Source organism: Kitasatospora sp. NPDC059812 (genome assembly GCF_042732075.1).
Lineage (GTDB): Bacteria > Actinomycetota > Actinomycetes > Streptomycetales > Streptomycetaceae > Kitasatospora.
This window is the reverse complement of sequence record NZ_JBHWIO010000052.1, coordinates 7,930-18,460: the sequence shown is the minus strand read 5'-3', so window position 1 is coordinate 18,460 and position 10,531 is coordinate 7,930. Positions and strand designations below refer to the sequence as shown.

General features: G+C 73.1%; 9 protein-coding genes. 7 read left to right on the top strand and 2 right to left on the bottom strand.

Annotated features, from left to right (window positions below):
• The first annotated feature begins 188 nt into the window (after positions 1 to 188).
• The 3 genes from ppk2 to rpsD all read left to right on the top strand — a co-directional run bounded on the left by ppk2 (position 189) and on the right by rpsD (position 3,369).
• Positions 189 to 1,022, top strand: coding sequence for a polyphosphate kinase 2 (ppk2, locus tag ACFV6D_RS24200; protein WP_380424706.1), 834 nt, complete (start codon positions 189 to 191; stop codon positions 1,020 to 1,022).
• Between the two features lie 58 nt (positions 1,023 to 1,080).
• Positions 1,081 to 2,430, top strand: a complete 1,350-nt coding sequence (locus tag ACFV6D_RS24195; protein ID WP_063346793.1) for a replication-associated recombination protein A — start codon at positions 1,081 to 1,083, stop codon at positions 2,428 to 2,430.
• A gap of 324 nt (positions 2,431 to 2,754) precedes the next feature.
• Positions 2,755 to 3,369, top strand: coding sequence for a 30S ribosomal protein S4 (gene rpsD, locus ACFV6D_RS24190; protein WP_063346792.1), 615 nt, complete (start codon positions 2,755 to 2,757; stop codon positions 3,367 to 3,369).
• A 106-nt stretch (positions 3,370 to 3,475) separates the two neighbouring features.
• Here the strand turns inward: rpsD and ACFV6D_RS24185 are convergent, their stop codons facing one another.
• A complete protein-coding gene (locus ACFV6D_RS24185) occupies positions 3,476 to 3,796 on the bottom strand; it encodes a tetratricopeptide repeat protein (protein WP_380377234.1) in 321 nt (106 codons plus the stop codon).
• Between the two features lie 56 nt (positions 3,797 to 3,852).
• A complete protein-coding gene (locus ACFV6D_RS24180) occupies positions 3,853 to 6,090 on the bottom strand; it encodes an ATP-binding protein (RefSeq protein ID WP_380561098.1) in 2,238 nt (745 codons plus the stop codon).
• 252 nt (positions 6,091 to 6,342) lie between these two features.
• On the opposite strand from ACFV6D_RS24180, the gene ACFV6D_RS24175 reads away from it, so the two are divergent.
• From ACFV6D_RS24175 to ruvX, 4 genes are read left to right on the top strand one after another with little or no spacing between them, the layout of a single operon-like run.
• Positions 6,343 to 6,822 (top strand): DUF948 domain-containing protein, encoded by a 480-nt coding sequence (locus tag ACFV6D_RS24175; RefSeq protein WP_063346789.1) that lies wholly within the window; start codon positions 6,343 to 6,345, stop codon positions 6,820 to 6,822.
• Between the two features lie 4 nt (positions 6,823 to 6,826).
• Positions 6,827 to 7,270 carry a DUF6167 family protein gene (locus ACFV6D_RS24170; protein ID WP_063346788.1) on the top strand — a complete coding sequence of 148 codons (444 nt, stop codon included), beginning with the start codon at positions 6,827 to 6,829 and terminating at the stop codon, positions 7,268 to 7,270.
• Entirely contained in the window at positions 7,270 to 9,939 is a 2,670-nt protein-coding gene (alaS, locus tag ACFV6D_RS24165; RefSeq protein ID WP_380494005.1) for an alanine--tRNA ligase, read from the top strand. The genes ACFV6D_RS24170 and alaS overlap by 1 nt, the downstream gene beginning before the upstream one ends.
• Positions 9,939 to 10,427 carry a Holliday junction resolvase RuvX gene (gene ruvX / locus ACFV6D_RS24160; RefSeq protein WP_063346786.1) on the top strand — a complete coding sequence of 163 codons (489 nt, stop codon included), beginning with the start codon at positions 9,939 to 9,941 and terminating at the stop codon, positions 10,425 to 10,427. Before alaS ends, ruvX begins: the two co-directional genes overlap by 1 nt.
• The last annotated feature ends 104 nt before the right edge of the window (positions 10,428 to 10,531 follow it).

The window sequence follows — 10,531 nt, the reverse complement described above, 5'->3', positions numbered from 1 at the left end:
GCGGGGTGTTGTGTTTACGCGCCCGGCCCACGGTGGATCGTGGGGCGTGCGCGCCGCCCGGCGGGGGGGGCGGGGCCGGGGGGGTTCAGGGGGCCGCCGCTGCCGCCCATCCGTCCGCCGACCTGCGGAGGCGGCCTCCAGCGCCTACGGTGAGTGCTCATCAGCAGCAGCCGGACGGAGGACCCCAGGTGGTCGAGGAGCAGCGGACCGCGAAGCCGGAACGACTCGCGAGGAAGCCGTACGAGCGGGAACTGCTGCGGCTCCAGCAGGAACTGGTGAAGCTGCAGGAGTGGGTGCGGGTCGAGGGCGCCCGGCTGGTGGTGGTCTTCGAGGGGCGCGACGCCGCCGGCAAGGGCGGCGCGATCAAGCGGGTGACGGAGTACCTGAACCCGCGCATCGCCCGGGTCGCGGCGCTGCCGACCCCGACCGAGCGGCAGAAGACCCAGTGGTACTTCCAGCGGTACGTCGAGCAGCTGCCGGCCGCCGGGGAGATCGTGCTGTTCGACCGCAGCTGGTACAACCGGGCCGGTGTCGAGCGGGTCATGGGCTTCTGCACGGACGAGCAGTACTGGCAGTTCCTGCACCAGTGCCCGACCTTCGAGCGGATGCTGATCGAGTCGGGCATCCTGCTGCGCAAGTACTGGTTCTCGGTGAGCGACACCGAGCAGGAACGGCGCTTCCGGGACCGGCTGGAGGATCCGATGAAGCGCTGGAAGCTCTCCCCGATGGACGTCGAGTCGATCACCCGGTGGGAGGACTACTCGCGGGCCAAGGACGAGATGTTCGTCTACACCGACACCCCGGACTCGCCCTGGCACGTGGTGGAGAGCGACGACAAGCGGCGGGCCCGGATCAACATGATCGCCCACCTGCTCTCCACCGTGCCGTACCGCGAGATCACCGCCCCGCAGATCGACCTGCCGCCCCGCCCGGCCCCGCGCGGCTACCAACGGCCCCCGCGCGACCTGCAGAAGTACGTCCCGGACCACGCGGCCCGCCTCGACCGGCGGGACAGGGCGTAGGCGCGATGGGGCCGGCTGCTCCGGCGGGTGTGTCGGCGGCCTCGCATAGGCTTCCGGTGTGGACGAACCGGACCTCTTCACCGCCGCCGCCGAGGAACGCCAGAGCAGGGAGCCCGGCCGGGCGCCGCTGGCCGTACGGATGCGCCCGCGCACCCTGGACGAGGTGGCCGGGCAGCGGCAGCTGCTGAAGCCCGGGTCGCCGCTGCGGCGGCTGGTCTCGGGCTCGCGCGGGCCGGCGGCGACCAGCTCGGTGATCCTCTGGGGCCCGCCCGGCACCGGCAAGACCACCCTGGCGCACGTGATCAGCCAGGCCGTGGAAGGCCGCTTCGTCGAGCTGTCCGCGATCACCGCCGGGGTCAAGGAGGTCCGGGCGGTGATCGACGGCGCCCGGCGGGCGGTCGGCATGTCCGGCCGGGAGACGGTGCTGTTCCTGGACGAGATCCACCGCTTCTCCAAAGCCCAGCAGGACTCGCTGCTGCCGGCCGTGGAGAACCGCTGGGTCACCCTGATCGCGGCGACCACCGAGAACCCGTACTTCTCGGTGATCTCCCCGCTGCTGTCCCGCTCGCTGCTGCTCACCCTGGAGTCGCTGACCGACGAGGACGTCCGCGCCCTGCTGCGCCGCGCGGTGGCCGACGAGCGCGGCCTGGGGGGCGCGCTGGAGCTGACGGCGGAGTCCGAGGACCACCTGGTGCGCCTCGCCGGCGGTGACGCCCGGCGGGCGCTCACCACGCTGGAGGCGGCGGCCGGGGCGGCGCTGGAGAAGGCCGAGGCGAGCATCACGCTGGCCACCACGGAGACGGCCGTCAACCAGGCGGCGGTGCGCTACGACAAGGACGGCGACCAGCACTACGACGTGGCGAGCGCGCTGATCAAGTCGATCCGGGGCAGCGACGTGGACGCCACCCTGCACTACCTGGCCCGGATGATCGAGGCGGGGGAGGACCCGCGGTTCATCGCCCGCCGACTGATGATCTCGGCCAGCGAGGACGTCGGCCTGGCCGACCCGACGGCGCTCCAGACGGCGGTCGCGGCGGCCCAGGCGGTGGCCCTGATCGGCTTCCCGGAGGCGCGGATCATCCTCTCCCAGGCGGCGATCGCGCTGGCCCTGGCGCCCAAGTCCAACGCGGCCTACCTGGCGATCGACGCGGCGCTGGCGGACGTCCGGCAGGGGCTCGCGGGCGCGGTGCCGCCGCACCTGCGGGACGCGCACTACGGCGGCGCGGGCAAGCTCGGCCACGGCCAGGGCTACCAGTACCCGCACGACCTGCCGGAGGGCATCGCGGCCCAGCAGTACGCGCCGGACGCGGTGCACGGCAAGGACTACTACCAGCCGACCCGGCGCGGCGGCGAGGCCCGGTACGCGGACGTCGTGGAGTGGACGCGGGGCCGGCTCAGGGGTGAGTGAGAAGGGGCGCTCGACCACCCGGTACAATCGGTCGAAGTGCCATGCCCCGGGACGGCGGCGGAGGAGACTCCACCGACCGGCCGCACCAGCGGGGCATCGGCCGTAGGCCTCCTCCGGGAGGCCCGCACCAGGAGCGTCGCGCACCGTTTCGGTGTCGCGGACGGCCCGGATTTCCGGGCTGTTCCGTGTGACCAGCACTTTTGTGCCCGGCTCCGGAGAGCGGCTGACCGCATCGCCTCGGCGATGGGTTGTCTCCGGGTCGCGAGATGCGACCTCCGTCAACACCTGGTGAAGCCGTATTCGTAAGCAAGGAAGGTTTGGTTCATGGCGAACCAGAAGCGTCCCAAGGTCAAGATCGCGCGTGCGCTCGGCGTGCCGCTGACCCCGAAGTCCGTCAAGTACTTCGAGGCCCGCCCGTACCCGCCCGGCCAGCACGGCCGTGGTCGCAAGCAGAACTCGGACTACAAGGTCCGTCTGCTCGAGAAGCAGCGTCTGCGCGCCCAGTACGACCTGAGCGAGAAGCAGATGGCGCGCGCGTTCGACCGCGCGAAGAAGGCCGAGGGCAAGACCGGTGAGGCGCTCGTCGCCGAGCTGGAGACCCGTCTGGACTCGCTGGTGCTGCGTTCGGGCATTGCCCGCACCATCTACCAGGCCCGCCAGATGGTCGTCCACGGCCACATCGAGGTCAACGGTGGCAAGGTCAACAAGCCGTCGTACCAGATGAAGCCGGGCTTCGTGGTGACCGTCCGCGAGCGCAGCAAGGAGAAGGTCCCGTTCCAGGTCGCCCGTGAGGGTGGCTACGCGGGTGAGGGCCAGACCCCGAAGTACCTCGAGGTCAACCTGAAGGCCCTGGCCTTCCGCCTGGACCGTGCGCCGCAGCGCAAGGAGGTCCCGGTGATCTGTGACGAGCAGCTGGTGGTCGAGTACTACTCGCGCTGACCCGCGGCGGTTCCGCATCTGCGGTACCTCAGCGAGCCCCCGTCGCCTTTCGAGGCGGCGGGGGCTCGCCCCTTTTCCGGTGGTGTCTGCTGGTGCCGGTCGGGACCTAGCGGTTCTCGCCGGTCATCGCCGCGGCCAGCCGCAGGTGCGGGCGGGCCTCCTCGGCGCGGCCCTGGCGCTCCAGGGTGCGGCCGAGCATCAGCCGGGCGTAGTCCTCGGCCGGGTCGGTGTCCAGGATCCGGAGCAACTCGGCCTCGGCGCGCCCGAGTTGGGCGGAGTGGTAGTAGCTGCGGGCCAGCAGCAGCCGGACCGAGAGGTTGGCCGGCTCCTCGGCGAGCACGCCCTCCAGCATGCGGGCGGCGTCGGCGTAGGCCTTGGACTCGAAGTGGAACGTCGCGAGGCGGTACTCGTCGGCGGCGGTGGTCACGGCCACGGGGGGCTCCTTCCGGGTGGTTCCTTGCCTCCTCAAGCAATCGGCAAGTTTCAGCTATTCCTGGCCGGTGCGGGCGCCGGTGCGGACGGCACCGAGCAGGGCCCGGACCCGGGCTCCGGGCCGCCCGTCGACCCGCTGGCGCCCAGCGCCCGGGAGACCGCCGCGTCCAGGTCGAGCCGGGCCCCGGCCTGGTAGCACCGCTCGTACTCCTGCGCGGTCAGCCCCGCCCGGGCCCGCTCCGCGCACTCCTGGTGCGGGCCGAAGAAGGACCGCGAGCCCAGGAAGGGCAGGCCGACCGTGTGCCAGATCCGGTGCGCGGCGCCCTGCAGCACCCGGGCCTCGCCCAGGTCGCCCGGCGCGCCCGGGCCGCCCGGCTCGGTCTCCAGCAGCGCCAGCAGGTCGATCGCCAGCGCGATGCCGAGCAGGTCGTGGAACAGGTGGTTCAGCCGCAGGCCCTCCCGGGCCAGGGCGCGGGCCGCCCGGACGGCGCCGTCCAGCCAGTGCGCGTACGCCATCGCGTACAGCACGTACGCGTACGCCCACTGCTCGCCGTGCTCCTCGCACAGCTCGCGGGCCTGGCCGAACCAGAGCTCGCCGCTCTCCGGATCCCCCTGGAACAGGTACGCGAGGCCCAGCTCGACCATGGCCAGCACGACGTTGCTGTTGAGCTCGCCGATGGTCCGGTAGTGCCAGAGCGCCTCCTCGAACAGCTCGGCGGCGCGCTCCGGCTCGTCGCCGACCAGGGCCGCGCTGGCCTGCCGGTGGACGGCGTAGGCGAGCGCCCGGTCGTCGCCGGTGTCCAGGGCCTGGCGGCGGCACTCCTCCAGGGCCGGGCGGGCCGCTTCCAGGTCGCCTTGCAGGGTGGCCAGGTGGCCGGTCGCCCAGAGGGCCTTGGCGCGGGCCTCGGTCGGCTCGCGGTCCAGGGCGAGCGCGCGGTCCAGCCAGTGCCGCCCCTCGCCGAGGTGGCCGCAGCCGACCCAGTAGAACCACAGGGTGCCCGCCAGCAGCAGGGCGATCTGCTCCTCTCCGGGCTCGGCGAGGCAGAACTCCAGCGCCGCGCGGAGGTTGGGGTGGGCGAGTTCGGTGCGTTCGGCGGTCTCGGCCTGCCGGGGGCCGAACCACTCGACCTCGCCCCAGGTGGCCACGCCCAGGTACCAGTCGCGGTGGCGGCGCAGCAGCCGCGGCTCCTCGCCGGCGGCCCGCAGCCACTGGCCGCCGTAGTCGCGCAGGGTGTCCAGCAGCCGGAAGCGGACGCCGAAGGCGCTGTCCTCGCGCAGCACCACGGACTTGCCGACCAGTTCGTCGAGCAGGTCGAGCACGTCCTCGGCCTCCAGGCCGTCACCGGCGCAGACGTACTCGGCGGCCTCCAGGTCGAAACTGCCGGCGAAGACCGAGAGGCGGGCCCAGAGCAAACGTTCCTGCACGGTGCAGAGCTCATGGCTCCAACCGATCGTGGTGCGCAGCGCCCGGTGCCGCGGCAGGGCCGTCCGGGAGCCGCCGGTGAGCAGCCGGAACCGGTCATCCAGCCGGGCGGTGATCTGCTCCACCGACAGCGCGCGCAGCCGCCCGGCCGCCAGCTCCACCGCCAGCGGGAGGCCGTCCAGACGGCGGCAGAGCAGGCTCACCGCCTCGGCGTTGGCCTCGGTCAGCGCGAAGGAGGGCAGCACCGCCCGGGCCCGCTCGGCGAACAGCCGCACCGCGTCCGGCAGCCCGCCCGGACCGCTCGGACCGCTCGGACCGCTCGGCCGAGGGTCGACCGGCAGCGGGGCCAGGGCGAGCAGGTGCTCGCCCGAGGCCCGCAGCGCGGCGCGGCTGGTGGTCAGCACCCGGAGGCCGGGCAGTGCCCGCAGCAGCGCGTCCGCCAGGTCGGCGCAGGCCTGCACCAGGTGCTCGCAGCCGTCCAGCACCAGCAGCGTGCGCCGGCCGGACAGCCGCTCGGTAAGCACGTCCAGCGGCGGGCGGGCGGTGTCGTCGGTCAGCCGCAGCGCCTCCAGCGCCGCGCGGCCGAGCCGCAGCGGGTCCTGCACCGGGGCCACCTCGACCAGCCAGGTGCCGTCCGGGAAGGTGCCGGCCGCCCGGGCGGCGGCGCGCAGGGCCAGCCGGCTCTTGCCCACCCCGCCCGGCCCGGTCACCGTCACCAGCCGGGCGCCGGCCAGCAGGCCCGCCAGCTCGGCCAGCTCCCGCTGCCGCCCGACGAAGCCCGTCACCTCGGCCGGCAGCCGGCCGGGCTGCGGCTCGCGCGGCCACGCCGCGGGTTCCCCGGGCTGTGCTCTCCAGTCGCCGGCCAAGCGTTGCTCCCCGTGTTCCTGGCCCGGACCGTCGGGGCCCGGACGTTCGTCGGGCCGTACGGGCGACGGCCCGCCTGGCAGAACGAGGTGACCGGCCGGTAGGTTACGCGCGCGGTTCGCACATCCGACCGGTTCGGCCGAGGGCCGACGCGGCGGTGGACCCCGGGGCCCGGCGATAACCCGGTCCGGAAACCGGGCGTGGGCGCGATAGGGTTCCGTTTGGAGAACAGCAAGGCGAGGGAGCGCGCAAAGGTGTCCGTGGGAGAGCTGGCCGGGTTGCTCGTCGCCGTGTTCTGGGCGGTCCTGGTCACTCTGCTCGCCGTGGTGCTGGTCCGCCTCTCGCGCGTGCTGAAGGAGGCCACCGTCCTCGTCTCCGCCGTCACCGAGCAGGCCGTCCCGCTGCTGAGCGACGCGGGCGCCGCCGTGCGCAGTGCCAACCAGCAGCTGGAGCGGGTGGACGAGATCACCGCCAACGTGCAGGACGCCGCCGCCAACGCCAACGCGCTCTCCTCCACCGTCGCCGCCACCCTGGGCGGGCCGCTGGTGAAGGTCGCGGCCTTCAGCTACGGCGTCCGCAAGGCCGTCGCCAAGCAGCAGGGCGGCCAGCCGTCCGTGCCGTCGCAGAGCGGCGAGCGCGAGGAGCTGGCCCGGCTGATCCGGGCCGAGGTGCGCGCCGCGACCGCGCCCAGGAACGGCCTGCTCTCCCGGGTCCGGCGCGCGGTGAGGGGCTGACGGCATGGTGCGACGCGTCTTCTGGATGGCGGTCGGCGCCGGTGCGACCGTGTGGGCCATGAACAAGGCCAACGAGGCCGTGCACCGGCTCACCCCGGACAGCCTCTCCGGCACCGCCACGCGCGGTGCGCTGCACCTGGGCGACCTGGCCAAGCAGTTCGCCCAGGACGTGCGGGCCGGCATGGCCGAGCGCGAGGAGCAGCTGAAGGACGACCTCGGACTGCACGGTACCGCCGTCGTCGAACCCCGGAGCACCGGACGGGTCCTGCGCGGCGAGCCGCAGTACCGAGCTATCTCGGCGGCGCCCGGCAGCCCGGCCGCCGCCCTGCCCCCGTCAGGCCCCCGCCCTGTGTCCCGTGGGGCCCGCACCACCACCCGAGCCATTGAAGAAACGCCCCGCCGCGCCCTGCCGCAGCGGGGCGGCACCCCGAACCGGAAGGACCAATAATGGAGTCGGCTGAGATCCGCCGCCGCTGGCTGCGCTTCTTCGAGGAGCGCGGCCACACCGTCGTTCCGTCGGCGTCCCTGGTCGCCGACGACCCCACCCTGCTGCTGGTCAACGCCGGCATGGTGCCGTTCAAGCCCTACTTCCTGGGCGAGGTCAAGCCGCAGTTCTCGCGCGCCACCAGCGTCCAGAAGTGCGTGCGCACCCTGGACATCGAGGAGGTCGGGAAGACCACCCGGCACGGCTCCTTCTTCCAGATGTGCGGCAACTTCTCCTTCGGCGACTACTTCAAGGAAGGCGCCATCAAGTTCGCGTGGGAGCTGCTCACCAGCTCCGTCGCGGACGGTGGCTACGGCCTGGAGAAGGAGAAGCTCTGGATCACCGTCTACCAGGACGACGACGAGGCCGAGCTGATCTGGCGTGACGTCATCGGCGTCCCGTCCGAGCGCATCCAGCGCCTCGGCATGAAGGACAACTTCTGGTCGATGGGCGTCCCCGGCCCCTGCGGCCCGTGCTCGGAGATCAACTACGACCGCGGCCCCGCGTACGGCGAGGAGGGCGGCCCGGCCGTCAACGGCGAGCGCTACCTGGAGATCTGGAACCTGGTCTTCATGCAGTACGAGCGCGGCCACGGCGACGGCAAGGACGGCTTCGAGATCCTCGGCGACCTGCCGAGCAAGAACATCGACACCGGCCTCGGCCTGGAGCGCCTCGCCGCCATCCTCCAGGGCGTCGACAACCTCTTCGAGATCGACACCAGCCGGATGATCCTCGACCGCGCCGCCGAGCTCACCGGCCACACCTACGGCGCCGACCACAAGTCGGACGTCTCGCTGCGCGTGGTCACCGACCACATCCGCACCGCGCTGATGCTGATCGGCGACGGCGTCACCCCCGGCAACGAGGGCCGCGGCTACGTGCTGCGCCGCATCCTGCGCCGCGCCATCCGCAACATGCGCCTGCTGGGCGCCACCGGCGTGGTGGCCAAGGACCTCACCGACATCGCGATCAAGGCGATGGCTCCGCAGTACCCGGAGCTGGAGAGCGACCGCAAGCGCATCGAGACGGTCGTCGTCGGCGAGGAGGCGGCCTTCCTGCAGACCCTCAAGGCCGGCACCAGCCTGCTGGACGCCGCGGTCACCGAGACCAAGCAGGCCGGCGGCGCGGTCCTCTCCGGGGACCAGGCCTTCAAGCTGCACGACACCTACGGCTTCCCGATCGACCTCACCCTGGAGATGGCCGAGGAGCAGGGCCTCCAGGTGGACGAGGCCGGCTTCCGCCGCCTGATGCAGGAGCAGCGCAACCGCGCCAAGGCGGACGCCAAGGCCAAGAAGATGGGCCACGCCGACGTCGCCGCGTACCGCGAGGTCGCCGACAAGTCCGGCGCGAGCGTCTTCACCGGCTACAACCTCACCGAGGGCGAGGCCAGCGTCGTCGGCCTGCTGGTGGACGGCGTTCCGGCGCCGGCCGCCTCCGAGGGCGACGAGGTCGAGATCATCCTCGACCGCACCCCGTTCTACGCCGAGGGCGGCGGCCAGCTCGCCGACCACGGCCGGATCCGGCTGGAGTCCGGCGCGGTGGTGGAGATCCGCGACGTGCAGCAGCCCGTCCCGGGTGTCATCGTGCACTCCGGTGGGGTGCTGTTCGGCGAGGTCGTGCTCGGCGCCTCGGCGTACGCCACGATCGACACCGAGCGCCGCCGGGCGATCGCCCGCGCCCACTCGGCCACCCACCTGACCCACCAGGCGCTGCGCGACGCGCTCGGCCCGACGGCCGCCCAGGCCGGCTCCGAGAACGCCCCCGGCCGCTTCCGCTTCGACTTCGGCTCGCCCGCCGCCGTCCCGGGCACCGTGCTGGTCGACGTCGAGCAGAAGATCAACGACGTGCTGGGTCGCGAACTCGACGTCACCGCCGAGGTCATGACGATGGATCAGGCCCGCAAGGCCGGTGCCATCGCGATGTTCGGCGAGAAGTACGGCGACGAGGTCCGGGTCGTCACCATCGGTGACTTCTCCAAGGAGCTGTGCGGTGGCACGCACGTCGGCAACACCGCCCAGCTGGGCCTGGTGAAGCTGCTCGGCGAGTCCTCGATCGGCTCCGGCGTGCGCCGCGTCGAGGCGCTGGTCGGCGTCGACGCGTACAAGTTCCTGGCCCGCGAGCACACCGTGGTGTCCCAGCTGACCGAGCTGGTCAAGGGGCGCCCGGAGGAGCTGCCGGAGAAGATCTCGGGCATGCTCGCCAAGCTCAAGGACGCCGAGAAGGAGATCGAGCGCTTCCGCGCCGAGAAGGTGCTGGCCGCCGCGGCGGGTCTGGCCGACTCGGCCGAGGACGTGCAGGGCATCTCGGTGGTCGCCGCGCAGGTCGCCGACGGCGTGGGCGCGGACGAGCTGCGCAAGCTGGTGCTGGACGTGCGCGGCCGCCTCGGCTCGCGCCCGGCCGTGGTCGCCGCCTTCACCGTGGCGAACGACCGCCCGCTGACCGTGATCGCCACCAACGAGGACGCCCGCGGCCGCGGCATCAAGGCCGGCGAGCTGGTCCGGGTCGCCGCCAAGACCCTCGGCGGCGGCGGTGGCGGCAAGGACGACGTCGCCCAGGGCGGCGGCTCCAACCCGGCCGCGGTCGGCGAGGCCGTCGCCGCGGTGCGCGGCCTGGTCGCGGAGCGCGCCAGCTGATGGTCGAGGAGCCTCAGGTGGAGCGGCCCTTCCGGCGGGGGCGGCGGATCGCCGTCGACGTCGGTGACGCCCGGATCGGGGTCGCGTCCTGCGACCCCGACGGGGTGCTCGCCACGCCCGTGGAGACCGTTCCGGCCGGAGTGAAGTCGCAGGCCAGGATCGCCGCCATCGTCGAGGAGTACGACGCGGTGGAGGTGATCGTCGGGCTGCCCCGCTCGCTGAGCGGCAAGGAGGGCCCGGCGGCGGAGAAGGTCCGTGCCTACGCGACGCGGCTGGCCAACCGGCTGTACCCGGTGCCGGTCCGGCTGGTCGACGAGCGGATGTCGACCGTCACCGCCACCCATGGGCTGCGCGCCTCGGGTGTCAAGGCGAAGAAGGGCCGCTCGGTGGTCGACCAGGCCGCCGCGGTGGTGATCCTGCAGACCGCCCTTGAGTCCGAACGGGTGAGCGGGAACCCGCCCGGTGAGAGCGTCGAGGCGGTCGGCTGACCGGCCTGATCTAACGTCCCGTCGAGGGGTGGGGGGGGGGGGGGCGGCGCGCGCGGGCGCAGCGTCAGGTTTGTGGCTCGGGGGCGGGGGGGTGGGGCGCGGCG